The following is a 24,735-nucleotide window of genomic DNA, read 5'->3' on the forward strand; positions in this document are numbered from 1 at the left end:
TCCTGAGCCAGGATCAAACTCTCCATAAAAGAATTTGATTGCTCAAATTTCATTGACTTGGGTCTATCTTTCGCTCTTCAGTTTTCAAGGAACAATTTCTCTTTATCCCGCCATCCGGCGGTTGTGTGTGCCACGCTTTCGTGGCGACAAGATCTATAATACCATGCTGAGATGCTCTCGTCAACAGGATATTTGCTTTTTCCTAATGGAAACGTCTTATCTCTTGCGCCATTGCTCTTCGCTGGCAACGACAAGAAATATACTATCATGCACCTAGATCATAGTCAATAAGTACTTTCTCTTCGATAAAATGCAGAGAGTTTCCCTCGTCTCTCTAAAAACCTAAGACAAGGGAAACTCTTAACTTATCTTCTCATTTTCACTCTCTACAAACAGGTCCACTTGTACAGACTCACTAGCACTCATTCTATCTGAGTAGGTTAGCCTTCCTCTTTTAGCGAAAAACTTTCTTTAGTATCGCCAATGCATTTTTGGCATGGGGATAACGAAAAGAGAAGTCAAACTTGGTGGTTTGCTTTAGAATGCTCTTGTAGTGGCTAAAGGTACTAAAACTACTTTCACCGTGATAAGCCCCCATGCCACTTTCTCCAACTCCACCGAACGGAAGGTATGGCGTACCGATATGCATCAACGTATCGTTAATACAGCCACCTCCATACGACAGATGACCCGTGATGCGCTCTTCCACTTGTCCATCCTGCGTAAAGAGATAAAGGGCCAAAGGCTTCTCACCCGCTTTGACACGCTCAATCACTTCGTCCACATCCCTATAAGTCAATACCGGGAAGATCGGACCAAAGATCTCTTCTTGCATGACAGGCACCTCTTGCCCAGCAGGTTCTATCAACGTCGGTTCAATCTTAAGATGCTCTTCGTCCACTTTTCCACCGAAGAGAACTTTCCCATCATCTAAATAGCTTTTCACACGCTGGTAATGACGCTCATTGACAATCTTGGCATAAGCCTCATCCTCGATCGGATTCTCTCCATAAAAGCTTTTCACCACATCTGTGTATTCTTTCAGAAAAGCTTCTTTTACCTCTTCATGAACCAAGAGGTAGTCAGGAGCAATACATGTCTGTCCAGCATTGGTTAGCTTGCCGAAGGCAATTCGCTTTGCCGCTAAGGAGAGTTCCGCATCCTTATGCACAATACACGGGCTTTTTCCTCCTAGTTCCAAGGTAACCGGTGTTAAGTGTTTGCTGGCCGCCTCCATAACAATTTTGCCTACAGCCACACTACCTGTAAAGAAAATGTAATCGAACCGCTCCTGCAAAAGGTTTTGACTGGTTTCTACCCCGCCTTCTAACACATAGAGAAAACCATCGTCAAAATGATCGTTAATCAATCTTGTCAATAAATTGGAGCAAGCTGGGGTTAATTCCGACGGTTTGACAATAGCCGTGTTGCCGGCAGCCATAGCACCAATAAGAGGAGAGAGTGCCAGCTGAATGGGATAATTCCATGGTGAGATGATCAATGTTACCCCATAGGGCTCTGCCAATTGATACCCCTTGGAGCCGATGTGCGACTTCGCTGTTTTTACTTTTTGTCGCTTCGTCCATTTCGGAAGATGCTTAATAGCAAATCGAATTTCTTCCAGCAACAACCCGATTTCCGTTAGATAAACCTCTGTCTCTGATTTATTAAGATCTTCTTTCAGTGCGGCTGCAATCTCTGGCTCGTGTTCTTTGATCAGTGAATGCAATTTTTTAAGCTGATCGATTCTCGTGTCCATAGACAAGGTATGGCCGCCATCAAAATAAGATTTTTGCTTCTGTACCAACTGACGAACTTGTTCACTTGATGCTTCAGCTACCGGTGAGTTGCTCATTTCTTCATCAGCCCCTTATTGTCGTCATTCAAATTCCTGCATGGAAGAGGACGCCAACCCCACGTCACCTCTCTTACTATCCATTATAGCGGACTCCACACGTACGCCCCTATTTTCTTTCCATCCTTATGAAGCTTGAACAAAGAAAATAAGAGCTGTTTCGATCGCCGCAGCAAACAGCAACATAACAGCCACACCTGCAAAGGTTGGAAGCGCATGCTCCTTAAGCTTCCTCCATCCTTCGTCCCTCTTCTCTTTCCATGCCTCCGCACCCGGAAATAGCGATACGATCGCTTGCCACAACGTGATGCCTAATCGCATCCCCATTGCAGCGGAAATGATAATGGCGGGAAGCTCCAAAATCCCATGTGGCAAAATGGAGGTCACAAAAAGAACTATAGGATGCACTCCACTCGCTTCTGCCGCCGTTACCAAAACGGTTCCCAAGATCATGCCATTCATACATAAAGAGATTGCCGGGATAACCCCGAAGAAAAGACCCATGATCACCATGACGAGCGAGGCCCGCGCATTGTTTAAAAAAATCACGAGAAAGCCATTCCAAAAGGTGGGGTCCTCTCCCATAGCCTCCGCAATCTCTTTCAATTTTTCATCCACTCCTGCTAGTTGTAATACCACTAGAATTCGCTCAGGAAACATCAGCCCTATCAGGGTCCCCACTACAAGAAAGGCTGTAGCAATTCCAATCATGAACCGCTCTTCTTTTAATGCACGGATAAAGTTCTGCACCTTCTTCACCTCCTCATCGTCCTCTCTTCTCCTTTTGCGCATAACCCTCGTCCCAATGAATACATTTAGTATAGGACAGGTCATTCTCCCTCATTACGCACTTTGGAGGTGTTAAACATTGAATTTTTTCTGGGTCTTATCTGGAAAAAAACTAAAGCGAACGATCATCGCTGCTGTTTCTCTTCTATTCGCTGCCGGCATTTTCTATGCCGAACAAAACGATATTCAGGTTTTCTTACCACTTGAGCCTGGTCCAGCGGCCATCTACAGTGTGGATACTTCCAAACAGGAGCTCGCCCTCACTTTCGATATTAGCTGGGGAGAAGAAAAAGCAGAACCTATTCTGGAGGTTCTTAAAGAGAACGACATTAAAAAAGCTACCTTTTTCCTCTCTTCACCATGGGCTGAAAGTCACCCGGATATCGTCAAAAAAATTATCGATTCAGGATACGAAGTAGGAAGTCATGGTCATCGTCATACGAACTATAGTACCTTGGAAGATCAGGAAATCCGTACGGAAATCATGAAAGCACATCAGGTCTTATCCAAACTGACGGGCAAAGAGCCCAAGCTAATCCGTTTTCCCAACGGTGACTTTGATAAACGCGTACTAAAAACAGCAGATCAAATGGGGTACACCGCTATCCAGTGGGATACCGATTCCCGCGATTGGATGAACCCTGGTACAGAAAAGATTATCCAACGCGTCACCAGTAAAGCCCACCCAGGGGATATTATTCTCTTGCACGCCAGTGATTCCAGCAAACAAACCGCCGATGCCTTGCCCGATATTATTTCTACACTCCGTGAACAAGGGTATAAATTTGTTACGGTTTCTGAGTTGATCGCTGGCACCGATGTGGAAGTCAACCCCGTAGAATAAGAAGAGCGGGAGACAACTTACTTACTCGTCTAAGTGCGTCTCCCGCTCACCTCTCCCTTTCCTCCTGATAGAAAAAAGATGGGGTGATTTCTCCCATCCACATCCCCATTCCATGCCTTCCGATTTTCACTAGGCAAGGGTTAAGCCTTCAATGATTTATTATGCTTCTACGCTTTTCTCTTTCGCTCCCTGTGTCCAGTGATGAAGCTTCAGCACTTGCCACGCATTACAAACAAAAATTGTTAGAACCGTAAACCAAATCACATCGAGCGACATCTCCGCCACACGTTGATTGAGCGATGGGATCGCTTCTACAGTGGTCATCACCACCATAAAGAAAAAGGTAGGTAAAAAGGCGCTTTGATTCGTCATCTTCACCTTTACACGCGCCACCAATCCTCCAACAACCAGCAAAAACAGAAGAAGAAGCAGGTGTACCGCAAACGTTCCCTCTGCTGCGTACTTCACATAAAAGAGGTACAACAAATTCCCAACAACAAGTATCAATAATAAAGTCTGAATCGCCGTGTGGGCAACAGGATTACGAAACAATCCCCTACTGATCCAATTAAAAACCAGATAGCAAAAGAAACCCATCTGGGAAACCGCTGCGTACAAGAGACCCCCCAATAAAATGGCGCCCCACGAACCTAACTCAAGTCCAATCGTGAGCTCTAGTCCCCCGCCAATCAGGAGAGCGGCTCCCGCTCCAATCACTAATGTACTCCAAAACCACGTAACAATACCTCGAATCGTCATACCATCCGCTCCTACTCGTTTTCTTCGCTATTGCTGATTGTATCAAAATCCCCTTCCCCTTTACCAGTAGACAGAGGGCATAAAAACGTCCAACTTGTTTCAGATTAAGAATGATGAAGAAATGAATCCACCAGAAAGGACGGGGTTTTTTGTGCACAGCAAAGTAGGTCTATTCTTTTCCTTCCTTTTATTGTTCGCCATCCCTGCGTGTAGCCCCGCATCCAATTCGGAGTCGCAAACAGCCGACTACCAGAAAACCAAGGAAATGGTTGTTGACGTGCTCAATACGCAAGAGGGAAAACAAGCATTACAAGAGTTGCTTAAAGACCCAGACTTCCGCAAAGAAGTAATTATGAATGACGAAGTACTGGAGAGCACGGTCTCTACCACCATGGTCGATGCCAAGATGGCTAAACAGTGGGAGCAGTTATTTCAAAAACCAGCGGTTGCCACCAATTTCTATAAAGCCACTTCCTCTTCCCAAGAGGCCATGATGAAACAAATGCTCAAAGACCCAGAGTATCAAAAACTCATGCTCGACCTGTTAAAAGATCCTCAATATCAACAAACGGTCATGCAACAGATGAAATCACAAGAATATCGTGCGCATCTAATGAGTGTCATGGAAGAGGCCATACAAACCCCTACCTTCCAAGAAAAACTAGGGAAAATCATAGGAGAAAGCGCACAGAAGAGTCAACAGTCTTCCAAACAAGGGGGACAAAGCGAAGAGAAACAAGGGCAAGACGGTGGCAGTGGTCAGCAATCTGGAGGAGGTTAAAAAACAAATATCCGAACCCGTTATAGAGCATGCTTGCTCAGAAAAATGGCAATGGATGTGGTGGTATGAGAGGAAAAAACGAAGGAATGGGTCCCCACCACGCCCCTCCTTAATAAAAAGAAGGCAAGAGTGGGTCTCTTACCTTCTTGGTTCTTATCTCGCTATTTAGCTTCTTTCGCCATCATCGCCTGCGCGATTTCACCATAAATCTTCCCTGTGTTGGTATTCGCCCGATAAACAGATGGAGAGTAGTCTGGATCCTCAGGATCGCCATTTTGTGGGATGCCGAGCGGAATTTGCGCCAGTAACTCTGTTTGCAATTCCTCTGCCAGCTTCTCGCCGCCTCCTTGTCCAAACACGTAATCTTTTTGACCACCGCAATCATAATAGGACATGTTTTCCACAATTCCTAGAATATCATGATTGGTATGCAACGCCATCGCACCAGCACGGGCCGCTACGAAGGCGGCAGTGGCATGAGGAGTAGTAACAATCATCATGCGACTTTTCGGGATCATCTGGCTGATATCCATGGCCACATCGCCGGTTCCTGGAGGCAAGTCGACCAACATGTAATCCAGATCGCCCCAATCCACTTCGTTTAAGAAGTTGCGAATCATTTTACCTAACATGGGGCCACGCCAGATAACCGGAGCATTTTCCTCTACGAAAAATCCCATGGACATCACTTTTACTCCGTAGCGTTCTACTGGATAGATGGTCTTGCCAACCACTTTTGGACGACTAACGATTCCCATCATGTCCGGCACACTAAAGCCATAAATATCCGCATCGATAATGCCAACTTTCTTTCCTGCACGAGCCAAAGCGACAGCTAGATTAACCGTAACCGTTGATTTCCCTACTCCTCCTTTCCCACTGGCAATCCCGATAAATTGCGTTCCGCTATTCTCATCAAGCACATCGGATTGATCCGTTTGATGACCCCCGACGTTCTTCGGCTCTTCTTGTTGCTTGTCCTCTTTCGCTTCAGAAGCGTTGGGTTGACGCATGCTTTTTACTTTATCCATATGTTTTTGCCGTACAAACTGAGCGACACTCTCTTCTTCTTCTTTGCTCATCTGCACGAATTTAATCTGTACGGAAGAAACACCAAGTGGAGAAAGCTCCTCTTCCACCCTCCGCTTCACCTTCACTTGTTCTTTCTCATTTTGTTCAATTACCTTTATATTCATCGAAATCTGGTCTTCTTGGATTTGTACGTTATCGATCATGTCTAATTCCATGAGTCCCAATTTTAATTCAGGGTCTTTTACCTTCGATAACGCCGAGAGCACTTTCTCTTTTTCCACTGTTTTCACCTCAACGTTTTGCACATTCACCAAACTACTGCCAGTATAACATACCCCATAGTTAATCTCACAAGCAAACCTAGTAGGATAGAGAGGGTACTTCCTCCTCTACACTTTCTTCATTCTCGGCTTCTACGTAGTAGCGGAGAATGCCTTGATAAATGGCGGTTGCCATCTTCTTCTGATAACCCTCCTCCGCCAACAGGAGCGCTTCTTTTTCATTCGAAAGAAAGCCTACTTCCACCAATACGGAAGGAATATTTGATTCTTTGATTATGTAAATGTCTCCTCGCTGTTTGGGAAGACGCTCGGTATTCTCAAGGTTCATTTTAATCTCATCTTGAATATAAGCGGCCATCTTCTTATTCCCTTCCAACTTAGGATGGTAAAACGTTTGTGCCCCATCCCAACGAGGGGAGGGAATCGAGTTGAGGTGAATACTAACCAAGGCATCCGCTTCGCTTTCATTCACCATCTCTACTCTTCTAAGCAAATCTTGACTCTTACGGCGGCTATACCCCTTTGTCCCCTCTTGCGCCAAATCATAATCTCCTTCACGTGTCAGGATGACAAGTCCACCCGCCTCTTGAATGTAATCACGTACATACGTCGCAATGGGGAGTGTTACCTCTTTCTCCACTACACCAGACCGGCTCACCGCTCCCCCATCCACACCACCATGACCGGGATCGATCACGATAACCTTTCCTGCTAAGGGCATGTTCCAAGCGGTACGCGAAGGGATCTCAGGCAACCATAAGGAAAATAGAGCAAGCAATCCCAGTACCAGCCCTAAAACAGACCAAACTTTCTTCGGATGTCTTGTGATTGTTCGCATCGCTAAGGGAAGCATCTTCTTCGTCCTCTCCCAAGAGCTTGTTTATATCCTATCCTATGGGACAAGGGGGATAGATATGCTTTCTAACAACAGGAGACCGGAAAAGGAGGAAGTCACGATTAGAAAAGAATAAAAGAAGCATCCGATGAACATCATGCTTCTTTTATCCAGCTTTCTTACAATAATTTTTGTTTCCGCAACTGTAAGCCATACTTTAATCCACGACAAAACCAGCTAGCGGCTAATTGATGAAATAACTCATAAATAATGCCACGCATTCCTTCTTCGCCTGTTTCTTCTTCATCCAACCCGTATTTCTGCATCCAGGTACGGATATTTTCATCAGTATCTCCTTCGTAAGCGAGCAGGTACGGACTGTAGTCATTCGGATTGGACGCATACACCATTTTGCGGCTTGCATCCATCCCTACTTGAAAAATGTCGTACGCCAGTCGGTAGGCGGCTTCGTCAATCAGACAGCGCTGTTCGGATTGACAATAATCCAATATCGGGTCCATGACCTGTTCATAAAAACGTTCCAACTCGGTCCATGGAAATCCAATCAATGCCTTCTGCCGGATAGCTTCTGCTCGCTTTTCCAACACTTCTTCTAGGTAAATCAGATTGTCCGGCATCCCATCCCCTCCAACATGAAGCTGATGTTGTTTTCATTTTGCCGGTGTACGCGCCACTTCATACTACACGATTAATGGAAATACAACAAAAAACCCCGTTAAACAACGGGGTGAAGGGCTCCAGCGGATTAACGCTTGGAGAATTGTGGTGCACGACGTGCTTTTTTGAGACCATATTTTTTCCGTTCTTTCATCCGTGGGTCACGGGTCAAGAAGCCGGCTTTTTTCAATGATGGACGCAATTCAGCATCTACTTTGAGCAATGCACGAGCAACGCCGTGACGGATTGCCCCTGCCTGTCCAGTAAAGCCACCGCCATCTACATTAACCAATACATCATAACGACCAAGGGTATCGGTCAACACGAGCGGTTGACGGACAATCGCTTTCAGGGTTTCCAAACCAAAGTAATCATCTAAGTCACGACCGTTCACAACAATTCGTCCATCACCAGGAATGAGACGAACACGTGCGACGGACTCTTTCCGACGGCCTGTGCCATAAAATTGGACTTGTGCCATGTGGGGTTCCCTCCTTTAAGTTATCCTCGTAGTTCCCATTTTTCTGGTTGTTGTGCTTGTTGCTTATGCTCCGCTCCTGCATATACCTTCAACTTCTTCAGTTGAGCACGGCCGAGCTTGTTCTTTGGCAACATCCCACGAACAGCCAATTCGATCATGCGTTCTGGGCGCTCTTCGCGCAATTTCCCAGCGGTTTTTTCTTTCAATCCGCCTGGATGACCGGTGTGACGATAATATTTCTTCTGATCCAGCTTCTTCCCTGTTAGGTGAATCGCTGATGCATTAATTACAATCACATGATCTCCCGTATCCACGTGCGGGGTAAATTGAGGCTTATGTTTGCCACGCAACAAGGTTGCTACTTCTGTCGCCAGACGACCCAATGTTTGGCCTTCTGCATCAACAACATACCACTTCTTTTCCACTTCGTTTGGCTTTGCCATGTAGGTGGTGCGCATCGTTTTCCCTCCTTGAATCTCCGTCGGTTAAAGTACCGTAAACTTGATTTGGATCCATATATATGAATCATTTTACTTTCGCGCCGAATGTAGTTCCACCGGGGCTAGCAGTGGAAAATACCAACGACCATAATATCGTAAAAATCGCCTTATGTCAAGGGAAGGAACGGGTCAAACAAGAGGGCGATCTACTCGCCGTCAACCACACATCCTCCCCACTTAAGCATCCGCCTCCATCCATCCCCTCTCCTACTACGAATTTTTTCCTTTCTTCTGTCATTTACCAGTCGTCACTTCTCATATCGAGTTCTTTCGCATCCTACTACAGACGTCTCTTGCTATCTTTTAAACATGATCCAAATATCATTTCGTCTGCTCCTCTATTCAGCTAATATAACAGTCCATTAATCTGATCATGTTATACTAGGTAAACGAACCGCTAAGAGAAGGAGCAACGCACATTGCAAACGACACAATCCGTAATCATCAAACGACTTGAGAGAACAGACACTCCCGCTTTATGGGAACTACGCAAGCGAAATCGCTCCTTCCTTACCCCCTATGAGCCTCTTCGCCCGGACAGTTCGTTCACCTACGATGCCACGCAGGAGCAAATCGAGCAGGCGATCGCAACGGAGAAACTGGATCAAGGATACAGCTTCGGTATTTTTCTATCTGATGAAGAACAAACCCTCATTGGTAGAGTTAATCTGAGCAATATTGTACGTGGGGCATGGCAAAATTGCACCATCGGTTATTTTATAGATAAAGCGATGCAGGGGAACGGCTACATGACGACGGCGGTTTCTGAGGCCGTCCACTTTGCCTTTTATGAAGCAGGACTCCACCGTGTCCAAGCCGCTATCATGCCACGTAACCTAGGCTCCATTCGAGTCATTGAAAAAGTGGGCTTCCGCTACGAAGGCCTATCCAAGCGCTACTTACACATTAACGGACAGTGGGAGGATCATGAGATTTTCGCCATCACGCGTGAGGAATGGGAGTAGAAGAATAGCTCCTATCCATTTCGTCGCTTGCTCCTGCCTATTGTTCCAAAGTCCAATGCGGAAAGTGATGAAGGATATTCTTAAGTGTTAGAAAACGCTACGACGTTGCTCATGACAAAAGGGAGTATCCATCCTGATATATGGTGGTCACTCCCTCGTTCGTTTTTCATCATTTCATAGAGACAATACAGTTTACAAAAACTTCAATACACCTACAATCACTCCTGCTGACATTATTCCTGTCCCCACCATCCACTTAATCAGGTCTGCTTTAATCTCTCCTATTTCTGCTCTGACCCCTCCTACTTCTGCCCTAACCTCCCCTATTTCTGCTCTGACCCCTCCTACTTCTGCCCTAACCTCCCCTATTTCTGCTCTGACCCCTCCTACTTCTGCCCTAACCCCTCCTACTTCTGCTCTAACCCTCCCTACTTCTGCTCTAACTCCTCCTATTTCTGCTCTAACTCCTCCTATTTCTGCCCTAACATAATCTTTCGTAGCAACGTTTTGGAGGGAGTCACGAACGTATTCCTTTGTGGACATGTCCTGTAATGCACTGTTAATCGTGTCACGAACGTACTCTTTCGTCGCCACTCCCTGCAAGGAATCTTGCAACGTTTTGTAAATGAGAAGTTCCATCTTCTCTGCACTTGGTAACGTTTCTAGTTTCTCATCAATCTTATCTAGTCGCTCTTTCTGCAACAGGATCTGACCTTTTAATTCACTCATCTCATCATTGAGTCGATGGCTTGTACTTCTCAACTGTTCAAATTCATGAAGCCATTCTCCCTCCTCTCTTGTCGAAGCTAATTCTTGCGAGCCACTAACCAGGTCTGAAAGAGCAACCCGTTTCTTTTCTTCTCCCATTCCGTAACCCTCCCTACTTCATTTATTATATCAGAAAATTCTATTTTCTGTTGGTATGTTGCTATTTAAAGGCGCAAAAGTATGACTGCTCATAAGTATCCCACAAGGGGGACACTCCCTTTCATCCTCTTCGTTGTCATCAAATTCACTTAGCTGGTCTGAAACAACGCGGAATCAGGTGGTGATTTGACTCCATCTGATGAGAATAGCCCATTTCATAGAACCCGCATGGTTGGTGCCACACGCCCCGGATGAAAGCATTTAACATGGGAACATCTGGTTCTCTCATAGCGTGGTTGATGGGTGGGGCGACATGCATCGCTGCCTGATCCACGGCTCAGAGTCTCTTAGGGTGAAATCGCTCGCCCATCTTCCAACCACTCTTAGGGTGAGCTTCCACCATTATATGTAATGATATTTTTCCACCTGGTGAAATCATGTTCTATCAAGTGGAGACTTTCATAGAAGTGGGGACCAACACCCATTCAAAATATATTATCTATCTGCGAGAAACCCATTCGGTAAAAATGGCTCCACTCATTCGAAATCAGATGAAAAAGAATGTTAAAATAATATAGACCCAAGAGAGCCGTGAGTAAGGTTGAGCATAATTCGTTAACGTTATAAGCCACGTCCATCTATAATGCAAACCACTTAGAACAGAGAGCATCATCCCATAAACAGGAGCTGATACCGTGATCAAGCCCTCATTCACCCGTCTCGTTGATGCATTGCATGCCACTACTCCCTTCGTCCCACCCGAAGCACTCGAACGGCACTATCAAACATCACTTACCTTGCGCCTCGGCGCCAATGAAAGTTTATTTGGCCCCTCTCCACTGGCGCAAGAAGCCATGCAAAAAGAGATAGAGAAAATCCACCTCTATGGAGATTCGGAAAGTGATGAACTGCGTACTGAACTATCACGCCAGTTAGAAATCGATCGTGAGAGAATCGGTATAGGAGCAGGCATCGATGATCTGTTGGGCCTGACAGTTCGTACGTTTCTTGAACCGGGCGATGTAGCGGTTACCTCATTAGGGGGCTATCCCACTTTTAATTACCACGTGCGTGGGTATGGGGGGCAACTCTATTCTGTCCCTTACCAGCAGGGACGCAACGACTTAGAAGGATTAGCACAGGTGGCAGTCCAGCAGAAAGCCAAGATTGTCTATCTTGCCAATCCCGACAATCCTACTGGAACCTACTATGATGCGAAGGAACTACACGCCTGGATGAATGAGCTCCCATCAGAGACACTCCTTCTTCTCGATGAAGCTTATATCGAGTTTGCTCCAGCTGATACCGTGCTATCACTGCAGGAAACCCTTCACCCACAAATCATCCGGATGCGTACCTTCTCCAAAGTTCATGGACTTGCTGGAACGCGCATCGGCTATGCTATTGCTCATCCAGCAACGATCTCGGCATTCAATAAGATTCGTCACCATTTTGGAATCAATCGCATCGCGCAAGCGGGAGCGCTCGCCTCCCTCCATGATCCGACATACGTACACACGGTTGTCCAACAAGTAGAAGAGGGAAAGAGAGAGTACATCGCGCTCGCCCATGATCTAGGTTTACGTACCCTTCCTTCTGCAACCAACTTCGTCGCTTTTGATACGGGGAGTCCACAAAGAGCGGAGTGGATAGTGGAAGAATGTTTGCAACGTGGCGTATTTATTCGTAAACCCCAAGCAGAGGGGCTAAGTCATCTTGTTCGCATCTCCGTCGGCACGAAAGAGGATCGAAGGCAACTAGGAGACATCCTTAGCAACATCCTCAACGACTAAAACCTTAGCATAAAGGGACAAAGGGTCACCTCTTCCATTTACCATGGCTTCGCTCATGATATATAAGGATCAGACTCAAAACATGGATGGTTTAGACCTCGGATTGCCCAGTCACAGGCCATCCCTTCAACAATCGGTCATCTCTCTTCTGATACGTAACTTCACACCACCCACCTCGGTTGTATCTAGAAGAACCTCTGACAAAGACAGATAAGAAGCATCCCTTTGAAGATAAGGGTGAAAGCTCACCCTAAGAATGATTGGAAGATGGGCGAGCGGTTTCTCCTTGAACGACTCTGAGCCGTGGATCATGGGGCGAAAGGAGATGCCGCCGCCCATCAACCATGCACCGAGAGAACCTCATACTCTCAAGCAGTCTGCTTTCATCTAAGAGGTTATGTCACAAACCATAATGGGCTTTACTTCGTGAGAAAAGTTAATCCTATAACCTAACCACTTACTTTTCGCATAAGGAGTTCTATAGGGCCTCTCGAAAACGACCGACGCCACACATACGAGAGCAAGATCGCCAGTGAGAAGAAAATGAAACCACTAGCAATGGCCATGGCAAAAGAGGTTTCGTTCATACCAATGAGATAAAGGAACACGATAAAGAGAAAGTGCCCAACATAATGTGTCAAGGCCATCTGACCTGTATACACAACCGCTGTCGTAATAAGATGATTTCGATAGGCTTCTCCAATATAGATACAAAGTAAGATGATGCAGATAGCCGAACTGGAACTGGATAGCATATAAAGTGCATTGGGTGGCATCGGCTTGGTTTGGAAAAGGTACTGAGCAATCTCTAACCCTATGCTTTTACGAGAAATGGAAATTAAGAGATAAGAGACTGCCTCCGTAATCATAAAGCAGGAAAAGGCATAGAATAACAATTTCTTTCTCACTTGCGGACGCTTTAGATCCAGTCTTCCTATCCATAAGCCAATCAAAACAAAAGAAACCCACGGAAATATTGGATGATAGCCATTATAAAAGAGGTTTCTTATCAACCCATCCGCTGTCCAAAAGGTCTCGTAATATTGAAATGCTGCATCCCATCCTCGCGTGTAATCGAGAGTAAGCTGAAGCGATTGGGCGATGAGCAAAATGATCACTGCCACACCAATTACTCTGCGATTGGAGGACGCAATAAAAAAAGATGCGATAAATAGGTAAAATGCGTAATAATGGAGGATATCCGCATCCCAGCCACAAAGAAAAAGCCCCGTCCCTAAAATCAATAAAAAGAGAGAGCGTTTCCATATCACGATACGGTGTTTTTTGATATCTGCTTTCTCTTGCGTCACCCTCGCTGTTTTCGTCATTAACGAAAGTCCAATGCCCGCTAAAATAACAAAAATCGCAGAAGCTCTTCCTTCGAGCAACCCTGCCAAATAGACCAGCCACTCTGGTTCGAACGAAATCGGCTGTAACGCAATTTTGTAATTCACCAATACCATACCGAAGATAGCTAGCGCTCTAGCGATGTCATAACCGAGTATTCTAGTAGTTGGGGGTACCAATATGATCACTCCTAGTAACGTATTAGCCTCAATAGCGAAGAGCGCATTTCTATACAATCCACCATCGTAATAAGAACAAGCAGATAGTAACCCTTGTCTCTTCCGAGATATAGTATTCTCTACAGATCCTAAGTTTTCCTCTATCCTCTCCCTTGCAGGAGCCTTAAAAGAACCACGAGCACCGTCACTCATTTTTCATGATTCTTTGTGGAATGGGCAGGAAAGCACTTCCGAGCTTCTACATCAACACTGTCTCCTTGTTCTCCTTCTCCGTGATTTCTCTTTCTTCGTTCGCTTTACTCTCGTTTGCTTTACTCTCGTTCGCTTCGATTTTGCCCCTGTCGTATGGTTCTTCCCCACTCTCTTATTCACAAAAATATCTTGACTGCTCTGGGGAATAGACATCCATGTCGCCATACTTCCTAAGTTAAAATCGATATCAATGTAGTCTCCGATGAAAGAACTTGGTTCGCCAAAGAAATCATCTGCATTGGGATCAAATGATTGTTGACTCACGCGCTCATTGCGAAAGCTTTTCCCGCCATCTTTGGAAATGGCTTTAAATACATCAATCAACTCTGTTGTCACCCGATTGGTGTAATAGACGACCTTGATATTCCCCGTACGAGGTGAGGTCACTACCGCAGGGAAAAAATTTTGTGTCGGTACCGCGCTATCATCGACTCTTCTCGGGTTGGTCCACGTGACTCCATTGTCGTCTGACTTCGCGATGAAAATGTGTGCGTTCCCTTGCTCCCGCTCATCCATCCAAACCGCATACAGACTGCCTCTATTTCGCCCCTGTGACTGATCGACAGCTAGATAGGCGAAGGTCCCCACTCGAAAACCCCAATTGCTAACAGGTAGCGGAGAGGAGACAGGGGTAATTTGTGCCACCTCCATGGGCTCACTAAATGTGGACCCTCCATCGAGTGAAACCGCTAGGAGAAAAGTACTAGATGAACCGGCAAAACGAATCCAACCAACGTATACCTCTCCATTAACTCCGATCGCAATACTGGACCCCTGTTGAAAGAAAGGGGATTCTGAAAGAGTAATGGGTTCGGACCAATCTAACCCATTGTCTGAATGCTGAATCAGAATACCCACCATGGCTTCTGCATTATTAAAATGTGTATAGCTGACATAGGCTCTTCCTTGGTATGGGCTATCGGGTAGACGGTCGATCCTAAGATAGGGCTTATCAAAGCTATCTTCAAAGCTACCCTGATTTATGATCGTAGGTCCCGAGATGGTTTCTCCCCTATCGGTGGAGACATAAGCAACAGGAGACCCGGTGAGTAGAACAGTGAAGGCAATCCCGGTGACAATCACCCTATCTTTGTAATAGTCGACATACCCGTCACCCGCAAAGGGAATTCCTTCTGGAGGAAGCAAAACTCGATTATCCCAACTCTTTCCTCCATCGGTAGAACGGTAAAACCCAATCAACGGAATTCCACCTGTGCGGTAATCATTTGCAGTTGCCAGGACAATTTCTTCGCTTAGTTTTGCTATGGAAGGTTCATTTTGCGGAAAAGGGGAAGTAGTAACCTGAATATTTTTATATTTTTTATTATGTTGAAGCCCTATTAGTCTACGATGAGCATTTTTTGTATCTTTTCGAAGTGATAAGTCCCTTTTTTCGGGCACCATGGGGAGAAGTCTAGGAAAAGTCGTGAACAATTGGCCCACCCTTTCTGTTGTTAACTTCATATGCGGAAAAAAGAATGACTGCGCTTATCTGTTTAGTTAGAATGAACTATAGCGCTTGTCAGTTTCATGCGAAAAAGGTTCGAATAGCGATACAACTTCCTATTCGAACCTCTTCCTATTCTAGGCCATCTCAGACGCTAATCTAATTTCATAACCGTGATAGAAGCAGAATCCGCTGTCAGTGTTCCTCCAGCGCTTGCATTTAAATTGACTGTTCCAGGGTTATCCGTTCGGCTATTTACGAGAAAAAGCTCCGATGGAACCGTAGTTACTTCAAAGTTGACCGCTCCCGTATTCGTCACATTATTTTGCTGAACACCAAATCGACTACCCGGGACCAGAGTACGTCCCCCTCCATCATTAATAAACAGAGCAAATTGATTTCCTTGGTTCGCTGTGAGGCGCCATATCACGCGATAGATCCCTGTTTCTGTAATCATGATCTCGTTTGTTATCGTATTAATGGTAATCGCTGTTCCAATGTTGGCTGCTGCATTGGTTGTAGTAAACTCCACAAAATCCGTTGCAGGCATATCTCTATCAATAACTTGTGTCGTCGTCCGGTAAGCAAAAATAATATCGGATAACCCTCCTGCAGGGCCGGTTGGGCCTGTCGGTCCGGTTGGGCCTGTTGCTCCTTGTGGACCCGTCGGTCCCGTCGCTCCTGTTGCTCCTTGTGGACCCGTTGGTCCCGTCGCTCCTGTTGCTCCTTGCGGACCCGTGGGCCCTGTCGCTCCTGTTGCTCCGTGGACCCGTTGGTCCCGTTGCTCCTGTTGCTCCTTGGTCCCGTCGCTCCTGTTGCTCCTTGCGGACCCGTGGGCCCTGTCGCTCCTGTCGCTCCTTGTGGACCCGTTGGGCCTGGAGGACCCCCACTCGGTCCTGTCGGTCCGGTTACTCCCCTTGAACCCGTTGGACCTGCTGGTCCGGTTGGACCCGGTGGGCCAGTGGCACCTGGACGTCCCCTTTTCCCAGGCTTCCCATGTTTTCCGTGCTTTCCTCGTGGACCGCGTTGCGGTTCAAACTTAAAAAAGAAAAAGAAGAAGAAAAAAAACAATAGCTTCTTGCGGTCCTTCTTATGCAATTTTTTCTTAAAATTCAGGTGTTTTTTGTGAGCATGATGCGCATGTTTCTTTCCATGCGGTTTCCATAAATGAAAAGACATGATTCATCCTCCCCACGGCAAAAACTTCTTCTTTACTATACGGTGGGGAGACAAATATGGTATGTATGACCACCTATTTTTTTACCGACTTTTTATTATGTACATCATTCTTTCGCTCTCCACCCCTGATACCCCACTTCCATCATGGTCAAGCCTTCTGGCGGAAAGGTTTTTCCCACACGGCTCCGATCTTGTGCCCGCAGTAATTCTGAAATCTCTTCTGACTCCCTCTTTCCTAGCCCGACATCGACTAAAGTACTCACCATAATTCGCACCATATTATACAAAAAACCATTGCCTGTGATCTCCACCCATGTCACCGTTCCCAGCTGTCCCACCTGGCAACGATAAATGGTACGAATCCGATTCTCTTTCTCTGTCTTAGCGGAGGAAAAAGTAGTAAAATCATGAGTTCCTACAAACAGCATCGCTGCTTGTTGCATGTCTGTCAGATTCAATTGCCGTCTCGGCAAATGGGTGCGATATCGTCCCCTAAATACATCACGCACCGGATCGGTATCGATCTCATAGCGATACGTCTTCCAACTACTTCGCATCGCGTGAAAATCGGGCTCCACCTCTTCCACGTCCAGTACCACCAGATCACGGGGAAGAATGTGATTGATTGCATATCGCCACCGCTCTACAGGCATCGGACCGCTTGTTTCAAAATGAATCACCTGGCCTTGTGCATGCACCCCCCGATCGGTTCGTCCTGCCCCCATGACAGTAATCTTCTCCCCTGTCATCCGGGAGAGCTTTTGTTCCAATACTCCCTGCACGGTCCGCCCTCTGCTCTGCCTCTGAAAGCCAAGAAAATCAGTTCCATCATAGGCAATGGTCATCTTCAGCTTACGCATATTCCTCTCTCCCTTAAAAAAAAGAAAAAAGGGCAGAATTCAGGATCAATATCCTGCCCTCCCCCTTTTGCTAGTGAAAGCCAAATTTACTTCACTAGTTCAAGATAGACCATTTCCGCTCCGTCACCACGGCGCGGGCCAATTTTGATGATGCGGGTGTAACCACCACTACGCTCTTCAAAGCGAGGAGCGATCTCATCGAACAAAATCTTCACGGCATCTACTTTGGTGTGTGTTACCTCTTCGCCGTCCTTAACCGTCTTAGAACGGTCAGTCCGTACATATGCCGCCGCTTGACGACGTGCATGCAAGTCGCCACGTTTGGCGAGGGTAATCATTTTTTCGGCGATGGATTGAGCCTCTTTCGCTTTGCTTATAGTGGTTTCAATCCGTTCATTAATGAATAAATCGGAGACCAAGTCACGCAGCATTGCTTTACGCGCAGAACTATTGCGTCCCAGTTTTGCGTATGCCATAACGCGCATTTCCCCCTTTCCGTCGTCAGTAAACTAATCCTCTTCCCGTAAACCGAGGCCAAGGCCTTCTAGCTTTTCTTGCACTTCTTCGAGGGATTTGCGGCCGAGGTTGCGTACTTTCATCATGTCATCTTCCGACTTCTGCGTTAACTCGTGTACCGTATTAATCCCTGCCCGCTTCAAACAGTTATAGGAGCGAACGGAAAGATCCAGTTCTTCGATGGTCATTTCCATCACTTTCTCTTTCTTGTCCTCTTCCTTCTCCACCATGATTTCTGCCCCTTGTGCTTCTTCTGTCAGACCGACAAAGAGCATCAGATGCTCCGTCATGATCTTGGAGCCAAGGCTAACGGCTTCGTCCGGGCGAATGCTACCATCCGTCCAAACTTCCATCGTCAGTTTATCATAGTTGGTCACCTGTCCGACGCGGGTGTTTTCTACCTTATAATTCACCCGTTCAATGGGGCTATAGAGGGAATCAATCGGGATGACACCAATCGGTTGTTCATCTTTCTTATTCCCATCTGCAGGCACATACCCACGCCCCCGGTCAGCCGTCAAACGGACATGAAGACGGCCATCATCAGCTAGCGTACCAATATGAAGATCTGGATTTAGAATCTCCACATCGCTATCCGCACGGATATCGCCAGCGGTGACAGCACCGCCCCCTTCGACATCAATCTCAAGCACTTTCTCTTCTTCCGAATGGATACGAAGAGCCAAATGCTTCAGATTTAGAATGATCTGTGTCGTGTCCTCTACCACACCTGGAATGGTTGAAAACTCGTGCAAGACACCATCGATCTGTATCGAGGTAACAGCCGCTCCCGGCAACGATGACAACAGGATTCGACGTAAGGAGTTCCCTAAGGTGGTGCCATAGCCACGCTCCAAAGGTTCCACGACAAATTTCCCATACTTGTTATCATCGCTTAGCTCAACGGTTTCCACTTTCGGCTTTTCGATTTCGATCATACGGCTTCGAAACCCTCCTTCACACGTCGCTATCCGGGCTATCTGTAACTGATTTACTACCCTTATTCATGAAAACGAAACGGTCCCGTCCATTGTTGACCGAAAACCTCCAACTTAAACCAGCTGATGTTTGCCCGGCATCCGTCAATTATACACGGCGACGTTTTGGCGGGCGACAGCCGTTATGTGGAATCGGCGTGACGTCACGAATCAAGTTCACTTCTAAACCTGCCGCTTGAAGCGAACGAATTGCTGCTTCACGACCGGCTCCTGGTCCCTTGACAACCACTTCTACCGTTTTCAAACCATAATCCATCGCTTCTTTTGCTGCAGCTTCTGCCGCCATTTGCGCCGCAAACGGGGTGCTCTTACGAGAGCCTTTGAAGCCGAGCGTACCGGAACTTGCCCATGAAAGGGAGTTCCCTTGGCGGTCGGTAATCGTCACGATCGTGTTGTTAAATGTGGAACGAATATGAACCACACCAGACTCGACCGTACGACGTGCACGACGCTTCACGCGTTGCGTAGTTTTACGCTTAGCCATTCGATTTCCCTCCTTGCATTACTTTTTCTTGTTGGCGATCGTACGACGAGGTCCTTTACGGGTACGCGCGTTGTTCTTGCTACGCTGTCCGCGGACCGGAAGACCCCGACGATGACGCATTCCACGATACGATCCAATCTCGATCAATCGTTTGATGTTTAGTTGTGTCTCACGACGTAGGTCACCTTCAACGGTAAGATTCTTATCGATGTAGCTACGTAGCTTTGCTACTTCCTCTTCCGTCAAGTCGCGTACACGTGTATCTGGGTTGACACCAGCATCCTCCAGGATTTCCTGTGATAAGGAACGGCCAATGCCAAAGATATAGGTAAGAGCAATTTCGACCCGCTTATCGCGCGGTAAGTCGACTCCAGAAATCCGTGCCATCCGATGTGCACCTCCTATCTTTAACCTTGTTTTTGTTTGTGCTTCGGATTCTCGCAAATGACCATGACGATTCCTTTACGCTTGATCACTTTGCATTTCTCGCAAATCGGTTTCACCGAAGGTCTAACCTTCATTTCGAGTTACCTCCTGTCGATCCCGTCCGCATCTACTTATAACGATAAGTGATACGACCTCGGGTCAAATCATATGGGGAGAGCTCAACCGTTACCCGATCACCCGGTAGAATCCGAATGAAATGCATGCGAATCTTACCTGAAACATGAGCAAGAACCTTATGACCATTTTCTAATTCTACCCGAAACATGGCGTTCGGCAGCGGTTCAATCACTGTGCCCTCGACTTCAATCGTGTCTTCCTTGGCCATCTAATCAAACGCTCCTTTCGGCTGCACCTCTTTATGAGTGAGCTGGTATTGATTTAAAGCATATCTGAGCTTCGCATTGGATACTTTGCCTGTAGCTTGAAGGGATTCCGCCACCTTGTCCGCAACGGTGTGAGTAGGCTGTATATGCTTCACGTTTTTTCGCTTCGCCTGATCAAACTTTCGCTTATCCCCATCTGCTAGCCAGATGAACTGATCATCGATGACACCGACGACAATCGCAAGTTGACCTGCCTCTCGTCCCTTCAGTACACGCACAAACTGACCCAAACGAAGAGTACTTGTGGAATCCATTACGTCCAGCTCCTAGACGGTGTCATCACCGGTTAAGATTTCAAAGCCATCATCCGTAACGGCAATCGTGTGTTCAAAATGAGCACAGAGGGAACCATCACGCGTGACAACCGTCCAGTCGTCCGCAAGGGTTTTCACATGACGGGTGCCTGCATTCACCATCGGTTCGATTGCAAGCGTCATCCCTCTCTTCAACCGTGGTCCTCTTCCTGGTGGACCATAGTTCGGAATGGATGGATCTTCGTGTAATGTCTGTCCCACTCCGTGACCAGCATACTCACGAACAATCGAATAGCCCGCCTCCTCCACATACGCTTGAACGGCATGAGAGATATCTCCCAAGCGTGCCCCTGCCTTGGCGGCATGGATCCCTTTATAGAGTGACGTCTTGGTCACATCCAAAAGTCTTTGTGCCTCATCGGAGATGGTTCCTACCGCATACGTCCATGCGGAGTCTCCATGATACCCCTGATAGTAAGCACCGATATCTATCGTGATGATATCGCCATCCTTCAAGGTACGTGGTCCAGGAATACCGTGTACCAACTCTTCATTAACCGAGGCACATACATGACCGGCAAAGCCATTGTACCCCTTAAAAGAAGAGGTAGCTCCTTGCTTACGTAGAAACGCCTCAACGATTGCATCCAATTCCTTCGTTGTTACCCCCGGTCGAATCGCTTCTTTCACCACTTGATGGGCTTCATACACCATTCGTCCCGAAGCTCGCATACGCTCCAGCTCATTGGCCGATTTAAGGATAATCATTAAGCCGAACCTCGAATCTCTTGCAAGATGGCCTCAGTCACTTGATCGATCGGCTGTTTGCCGTCCACTTCTACGAGGCTGCCTGCTTTATCATAGTAGGCGAGTAAATGACGGGTATTCTCCGTATTTACCTCTAGACGATTTTTCACCGTCTCCTCTTTATCATCATCGCGCTGATAGAGCCTGCCACCACAACGGTCACAGGTTCCATCTTGCGTTGGTGGGTTAAAGATTAAGTGATAAGCCGTTCCACATTGCGAACAAATCCGACGGCCAGTCAGCCGACTGATTAACGTTTCTTCATCTACATCTATATAAACTACGCGGTCCAACGTTCTTCCAATATCGGATAAAAGTTCATCCAACGCTTCTGCCTGAGGCAACGTACGTGGAAAGCCGTCTAGTAAAAAACCGCTAGCACAATCATCTTTTCCTAAGCGATCGCGGACAATACCAATTGTCACCCGATCTGGAACCAATTTGCCCTCATCCATAAAGGACTTGGCTTCCAATCCCAGCGGCGTGCCTTCCTCTACCGCTTGGCGAAACATATCCCCCGTCGATATATGAGGAATCTGATGTTCTTCGACAATCCGTTCCGCTTGGGTGCCTTTGCCGGCACCCGGCAGACCCATTAGTACGAGATTCAAGACACAATCCCTCCTGATGTGAGTATCCAGCGCGGGTCGCCCATTTTACTTATTGATAAAGCCTTTATAATGCCGCTTAATTAATTGGCTCTCAATCGTCTTCATCGTTTCTAGGGCAACACCGACTACGATCAAGAGAGACGTTCCGCCAATCTGAACACTTGTCGGTAGTTCAGCTAACGTGGTGAAGAACACGGGCAGGATCGAGATCGCTGCCAAAAAGAGTGCTCCCGACAAGGTCAAGCGATTCATCACCTTCGTCAAGAAGACCGAGGTATTTTTCCCTGGACGAATACCGGGGATATAGCCACCGTTCTTCTTTAACTGATCGGCCAACTGAATGGGATTGATCTGTACGAACGTATAGAAATACGTGAATCCGATAATGAGGATAACGTAGAGAACCATCCCGAGCGGCTGATTATAGGAGAAGTTATTGATGACCCATTGTGCTACCGCATTATCCGACCAGAAACTTGCAATGGTAGGCGGGAACATCAATAATGAGATCGCAAAGATCACCGGAATAACCCCTGCAGCATTTACTTTCATCGGAATGTGTGTCGTCTGGCCACCAAACATGCGCCGACCCACAACCCGCTTAGCGTACTGCACCGGAATTTTGCGGATTCCTTGCTGAATAAAGATGACTCCAGCCACAATCGCAACCAGGACAAGGACAATCACAGCAATCTTGATGATGTTCAAGAAGAGCTGGTCTCCTGCTCCCATAAACTCGGATTCATACACTTGCATCGACACATTCGGGATGGAAGCGACAATCCCGGCAAAAATGAGAATGGAGATTCCATTGCCGATACCACTTTCGGTGATTTGCTCACCCAACCACATGAGGAAGGCCGTCCCTGCCGTCATGGTGATGGAGATGAGTGCATACGTCCAAAAGCTACTGTCTTCAATAAAAGTACCATTACCCATCCGGTTGAAACCGACGGAAAGACCGATTGACTGGATCAATGCCAAAACGATCGTTCCATAGCGGGTTACCTGTGCCAACTTACGCCTTCCGACTTCCCCTTCTCTCGCCCACTGGGTGAACTTAGGAATCACATCCATCTGCAACAGCTGCACAATAATCGACGCCGTAATATAGGGCATGATTCCCATCGCTAAGATGGAGAAGTTAAGGAATGCGCCTCCAGAAAAACTGTTTAGCAGTCCAAATACACCTTGGTCTTGTAGACTTGCCAGAGCTTCTTTATTGGTTCCTGGAACCGGAATATGCGTTCCGATCCGAAAGATCACCAACATAATGAGCGTAAAGAAAATTCGGCGGCGTAGGTCTTCCACCTTGAAAATGTTACCCAGTGTTTGAAACATTAAAGCACCTCCGTCGCGCCCCCAGCGGCCGCGATTTTCTCCGCAGCGGTGCGAGAAAATTTGTGTGCCTTCACGGTCACTTTCACCTTGAGTTCACCGTCACCTAGTACTTTGAGGCCATCACGGATATTCTTGATTACTTTTGTTTCCAAAAGCAATTCAGGAGTAACCTCGGTTCCGTCTTCAAAACGATTGAGTGTTTCCAAGTTGATTACTGCATACTCTTTTCGATTCACGTTGGTAAAACCACGCTTCGGTAGTCGGCGGTAGATTGGGTTTTGTCCCCCTTCAAAGCCAGGACGAACCCCACCACCGGTACGCGCGTTTTGCCCTTTATGACCACGACCGGAAGTTTTTCCGTTTCCGCTAGCCATTCCGCGACCAACACGATTCCGCTTTTTACGCGAACCTTCATTAGGTTTTAATTCGTGGAGTTTCATCTTGCCACCTCCTTCTACAGTAAAATCGCTTACGCGTTTTCTTCTTTTACTTCAACCAGGTGCTTCACTTTGTTGATCATACCACGAATAGCAGGATGATCGTCATGGGTAACAGACTGGTTAAGTTTTCTAAGACCTAAGGTCTTCACGGTGGTCCGTTGGATTTCAGGACGACCGATCAGACTCCGCTTCAAGGTAATCACTAATTTCTTAGACACGGTCATCCCTCCTATCCTAACAGTTCTTCCACCGTTTTGCCGCGTTTTTTCGCGACATCTTCTGGACGCTTCATTTCGCGAATCCCATTCAGGGTTGCACGAACCATGTTGATCGGGTTGTTGGACCCTAGCGACTTGGTCAAGATATCGCCCACACCTGCAACAGTCAAGACATCACGCACCGGACCCCCTGCAATCACACCGGTACCCGTAGAAGCAGGTTTTAACAATACGCGACCTGCACCAAACTTACCGATGACATCATGCGGGATGGTCGTTCCTTGTAGAGGCACACGAATCATGCTTTTTCTCGCTTCTTCGACGCCCTTACGAATCGCTTCCGGCACTTCGGTCGCTTTTCCGATACCGGCACCAACCATACCTTTGCCGTCTCCGACAACGACCAACGCGCTAAAGCTGAAGCGGCGTCCACCTTTGACTACTTTGGAGACGCGGTTAATATTAACCACTTTCTCTTGTAGATCGCTTTGGTCTTTTCTCACGTTTTTCCC

Annotated in this window: 31 protein-coding genes; 4 read left to right on the plus strand and 27 right to left on the minus strand. The window is 46.9% G+C overall.

Annotated features, from left to right (window positions below; all coding sequences use genetic code 11):
- Positions 1-454: 454 nt before the first annotated feature.
- Positions 455-1,855 (minus strand): aldehyde dehydrogenase, encoded by a 1,401-nt coding sequence (locus AC6RGY_RS12620; RefSeq protein WP_499863407.1) that lies wholly within the window; start codon positions 1,853-1,855, stop codon positions 455-457.
- 126 nt (positions 1,856-1,981) lie between these two features.
- Complete coding sequence (locus tag AC6RGY_RS12625) at positions 1,982-2,605, minus strand: stage II sporulation protein M (protein WP_499863409.1); 624 nt, start codon at positions 2,603-2,605, stop codon at positions 1,982-1,984.
- 118 nt (positions 2,606-2,723) lie between these two features.
- Between AC6RGY_RS12625 and pdaB the strand changes: the two genes are divergently transcribed.
- Positions 2,724-3,488, plus strand: coding sequence for a polysaccharide deacetylase family sporulation protein PdaB (gene pdaB, locus AC6RGY_RS12630; protein ID WP_499863411.1), 765 nt, complete (start codon positions 2,724-2,726; stop codon positions 3,486-3,488).
- A gap of 159 nt (positions 3,489-3,647) precedes the next feature.
- On the opposite strand, the gene AC6RGY_RS12635 is transcribed toward pdaB, so the two are convergent.
- Positions 3,648-4,247 carry a KinB-signaling pathway activation protein gene (locus AC6RGY_RS12635; RefSeq protein WP_499863414.1) on the minus strand — a complete coding sequence of 200 codons (600 nt, stop codon included), beginning with the start codon at positions 4,245-4,247 and terminating at the stop codon, positions 3,648-3,650.
- A 151-nt stretch (positions 4,248-4,398) separates the two neighbouring features.
- Between AC6RGY_RS12635 and gerD the strand changes: the two genes are divergently transcribed.
- Complete coding sequence (gene gerD, locus AC6RGY_RS12640; RefSeq protein ID WP_499863416.1) at positions 4,399-5,028, plus strand: spore germination lipoprotein GerD; 630 nt, start codon at positions 4,399-4,401, stop codon at positions 5,026-5,028.
- A 161-nt stretch (positions 5,029-5,189) separates the two neighbouring features.
- Here the strand turns inward: gerD and salA are convergent, their stop codons facing one another.
- The 5 genes from salA to rplM all read right to left on the minus strand — a co-directional run bounded on the left by salA (position 5,190) and on the right by rplM (position 8,793).
- Positions 5,190-6,371: an iron-sulfur carrier protein/transcriptional regulator SalA gene (gene salA / locus AC6RGY_RS12645; protein ID WP_499863419.1), complete on the minus strand. Its 1,182-nt coding sequence runs from the start codon at positions 6,369-6,371 to the stop codon at positions 5,190-5,192.
- Positions 6,372-6,420: 49 nt separating this feature from the next.
- Positions 6,421-7,194, minus strand: a complete 774-nt coding sequence (cwlD, locus tag AC6RGY_RS12650) for an N-acetylmuramoyl-L-alanine amidase CwlD (RefSeq protein ID WP_499863421.1) — start codon at positions 7,192-7,194, stop codon at positions 6,421-6,423.
- A 161-nt stretch (positions 7,195-7,355) separates the two neighbouring features.
- A complete protein-coding gene (locus AC6RGY_RS12655) occupies positions 7,356-7,814 on the minus strand; it encodes a hypothetical protein (RefSeq protein WP_499863423.1) in 459 nt (152 codons plus the stop codon).
- Between the two features lie 128 nt (positions 7,815-7,942).
- The gene (gene rpsI, locus AC6RGY_RS12660; protein ID WP_499863425.1) at positions 7,943-8,335 is read right to left on the minus strand and encodes a 30S ribosomal protein S9; all 393 of its coding nucleotides are present in this window, start codon (positions 8,333-8,335) and stop codon (positions 7,943-7,945) included.
- A gap of 20 nt (positions 8,336-8,355) precedes the next feature.
- Positions 8,356-8,793: a 50S ribosomal protein L13 gene (gene rplM / locus AC6RGY_RS12665; protein ID WP_499863428.1), complete on the minus strand. Its 438-nt coding sequence runs from the start codon at positions 8,791-8,793 to the stop codon at positions 8,356-8,358.
- A 461-nt stretch (positions 8,794-9,254) separates the two neighbouring features.
- Here rplM and AC6RGY_RS12670 point away from each other — a divergent pair, with 461 nt between their 5' ends.
- A complete protein-coding gene (locus AC6RGY_RS12670; protein ID WP_499863431.1) occupies positions 9,255-9,800 on the plus strand; it encodes a GNAT family N-acetyltransferase in 546 nt (181 codons plus the stop codon).
- A gap of 192 nt (positions 9,801-9,992) precedes the next feature.
- Here the strand turns inward: AC6RGY_RS12670 and AC6RGY_RS12675 are convergent, their stop codons facing one another.
- A complete protein-coding gene (locus AC6RGY_RS12675) occupies positions 9,993-10,667 on the minus strand; it encodes a CCDC90 family protein (protein WP_499863434.1) in 675 nt (224 codons plus the stop codon).
- A gap of 695 nt (positions 10,668-11,362) precedes the next feature.
- Between AC6RGY_RS12675 and AC6RGY_RS12680 the strand changes: the two genes are divergently transcribed.
- The gene (locus AC6RGY_RS12680) at positions 11,363-12,460 is read left to right on the plus strand and encodes an aminotransferase class I/II-fold pyridoxal phosphate-dependent enzyme (RefSeq protein WP_499863436.1); all 1,098 of its coding nucleotides are present in this window, start codon (positions 11,363-11,365) and stop codon (positions 12,458-12,460) included.
- Between the two features lie 449 nt (positions 12,461-12,909).
- On the opposite strand, the gene AC6RGY_RS12685 is transcribed toward AC6RGY_RS12680, so the two are convergent.
- The 18 genes from AC6RGY_RS12685 to rpsE form a co-directional block, all read right to left on the minus strand.
- Positions 12,910-13,995: a DUF418 domain-containing protein gene (locus AC6RGY_RS12685; RefSeq protein WP_499863890.1), complete on the minus strand. Its 1,086-nt coding sequence runs from the start codon at positions 13,993-13,995 to the stop codon at positions 12,910-12,912.
- A gap of 234 nt (positions 13,996-14,229) precedes the next feature.
- Positions 14,230-15,438 carry a sialidase family protein gene (locus tag AC6RGY_RS12690; RefSeq protein ID WP_499863438.1) on the minus strand — a complete coding sequence of 403 codons (1,209 nt, stop codon included), beginning with the start codon at positions 15,436-15,438 and terminating at the stop codon, positions 14,230-14,232.
- Positions 15,439-15,839: 401 nt separating this feature from the next.
- Entirely contained in the window at positions 15,840-16,142 is a 303-nt protein-coding gene (locus tag AC6RGY_RS12695; RefSeq protein ID WP_499863440.1) for a hypothetical protein, read from the minus strand.
- An 11-nt stretch (positions 16,143-16,153) separates the two neighbouring features.
- Complete coding sequence (locus AC6RGY_RS12700) at positions 16,154-16,864, minus strand: hypothetical protein (RefSeq protein ID WP_499863442.1); 711 nt, start codon at positions 16,862-16,864, stop codon at positions 16,154-16,156.
- 104 nt (positions 16,865-16,968) lie between these two features.
- Complete coding sequence (truA, locus tag AC6RGY_RS12705) at positions 16,969-17,724, minus strand: tRNA pseudouridine(38-40) synthase TruA (RefSeq protein WP_499863444.1); 756 nt, start codon at positions 17,722-17,724, stop codon at positions 16,969-16,971.
- 86 nt (positions 17,725-17,810) lie between these two features.
- On the minus strand, positions 17,811-18,200 hold the full coding sequence (rplQ, locus tag AC6RGY_RS12710; RefSeq protein WP_499863446.1) for a 50S ribosomal protein L17: 390 nt from the start codon (positions 18,198-18,200) through the stop codon (positions 17,811-17,813).
- A gap of 33 nt (positions 18,201-18,233) precedes the next feature.
- Complete coding sequence (locus AC6RGY_RS12715; protein ID WP_499863448.1) at positions 18,234-19,178, minus strand: DNA-directed RNA polymerase subunit alpha; 945 nt, start codon at positions 19,176-19,178, stop codon at positions 18,234-18,236.
- Positions 19,179-19,326: 148 nt separating this feature from the next.
- Positions 19,327-19,722, minus strand: a complete 396-nt coding sequence (gene rpsK / locus AC6RGY_RS12720; RefSeq protein WP_499863451.1) for a 30S ribosomal protein S11 — start codon at positions 19,720-19,722, stop codon at positions 19,327-19,329.
- 18 nt (positions 19,723-19,740) lie between these two features.
- Entirely contained in the window at positions 19,741-20,109 is a 369-nt protein-coding gene (gene rpsM / locus AC6RGY_RS12725) for a 30S ribosomal protein S13 (protein WP_499863453.1), read from the minus strand.
- Between the two features lie 20 nt (positions 20,110-20,129).
- The gene (gene rpmJ / locus AC6RGY_RS12730; protein WP_499863455.1) at positions 20,130-20,243 is read right to left on the minus strand and encodes a 50S ribosomal protein L36; all 114 of its coding nucleotides are present in this window, start codon (positions 20,241-20,243) and stop codon (positions 20,130-20,132) included.
- A 32-nt stretch (positions 20,244-20,275) separates the two neighbouring features.
- Positions 20,276-20,494 (minus strand): translation initiation factor IF-1, encoded by a 219-nt coding sequence (infA, locus tag AC6RGY_RS12735; RefSeq protein WP_258840886.1) that lies wholly within the window; start codon positions 20,492-20,494, stop codon positions 20,276-20,278.
- Complete coding sequence (locus AC6RGY_RS12740) at positions 20,495-20,806, minus strand: KOW domain-containing RNA-binding protein (RefSeq protein ID WP_499863458.1); 312 nt, start codon at positions 20,804-20,806, stop codon at positions 20,495-20,497. It abuts the gene before it with no gap.
- A 12-nt stretch (positions 20,807-20,818) separates the two neighbouring features.
- A complete protein-coding gene (gene map, locus AC6RGY_RS12745; protein ID WP_499863461.1) occupies positions 20,819-21,574 on the minus strand; it encodes a type I methionyl aminopeptidase in 756 nt (251 codons plus the stop codon).
- Positions 21,574-22,224 (minus strand): adenylate kinase, encoded by a 651-nt coding sequence (locus AC6RGY_RS12750; RefSeq protein WP_499863464.1) that lies wholly within the window; start codon positions 22,222-22,224, stop codon positions 21,574-21,576. Before AC6RGY_RS12750 ends, map begins: the two co-directional genes overlap by 1 nt.
- Positions 22,225-22,269: 45 nt before the next feature.
- Positions 22,270-23,565 (minus strand): preprotein translocase subunit SecY, encoded by a 1,296-nt coding sequence (secY, locus tag AC6RGY_RS12755; RefSeq protein ID WP_499863466.1) that lies wholly within the window; start codon positions 23,563-23,565, stop codon positions 22,270-22,272.
- Positions 23,565-24,005 (minus strand): 50S ribosomal protein L15, encoded by a 441-nt coding sequence (rplO, locus tag AC6RGY_RS12760; RefSeq protein ID WP_499863468.1) that lies wholly within the window; start codon positions 24,003-24,005, stop codon positions 23,565-23,567. The genes secY and rplO overlap by 1 nt, the downstream gene beginning before the upstream one ends.
- Positions 24,006-24,034: 29 nt before the next feature.
- A complete protein-coding gene (gene rpmD / locus AC6RGY_RS12765) occupies positions 24,035-24,223 on the minus strand; it encodes a 50S ribosomal protein L30 (protein ID WP_499863470.1) in 189 nt (62 codons plus the stop codon).
- A gap of 11 nt (positions 24,224-24,234) precedes the next feature.
- Positions 24,235-24,726 carry a 30S ribosomal protein S5 gene (rpsE, locus tag AC6RGY_RS12770; RefSeq protein WP_499863471.1) on the minus strand — a complete coding sequence of 164 codons (492 nt, stop codon included), beginning with the start codon at positions 24,724-24,726 and terminating at the stop codon, positions 24,235-24,237.
- Positions 24,727-24,735: the final 9 nt, after the last annotated feature.

It is taken from the genome of Mechercharimyces mesophilus (assembly GCF_059818345.1).